The organism is Streptomyces sp. P17 (assembly GCF_032436805.1).
Classification (GTDB): domain Bacteria; phylum Actinomycetota; class Actinomycetes; order Streptomycetales; family Streptomycetaceae; genus Streptomyces.
The window spans coordinates 1-315 of sequence record NZ_JAVRBF010000543.1 but is presented as its reverse complement, the minus strand read 5'-3'; the positions used below and the strand labels follow the sequence as shown (position 1 = coordinate 315).

1 protein-coding gene is annotated in these 315 nt (G+C 71.7%); it reads right to left on the bottom strand.

All coding sequences use genetic code 11. The features are described 5' to 3' along the window. Positions 1 to 302: peptidoglycan-binding domain-containing protein (locus tag RMT89_RS42035; protein ID WP_315889025.1), on the bottom strand; the 302-nt coding region annotated here is incomplete at its 3' end. Positions 303 to 315: the final 13 nt, after the last annotated feature.

Here is a 315-nt window from a genome sequence, read left to right as displayed (position 1 = left end):
CCGCCGGCCCCGGCAAAGCCCGCTGCCGCAGGCGCTTTCGCCCGCGCATCAAGCGCCCGTTGAAGGGTGGACAGCGTGGCGCGCCCGATGATGCCATCCTGCGTCAGCCCGTAATCGCGCTGGAAGGCGATGACGGCCGCGCGACGAACGGTCCCTGTGTCGTGCCCCGGCGCAAAGCCCAGACGCGCCAGAGCTGCGCGCACCTCTTCTTGTTCCGTGGGGGTCATGACCAGCGCCCAGGAGGCGATGCGGAAATCCGTGCCCGCCGCCGGGGCGGGCGCCCCATAGGCCGCGAACTGCATCAGCCTGGCCTCG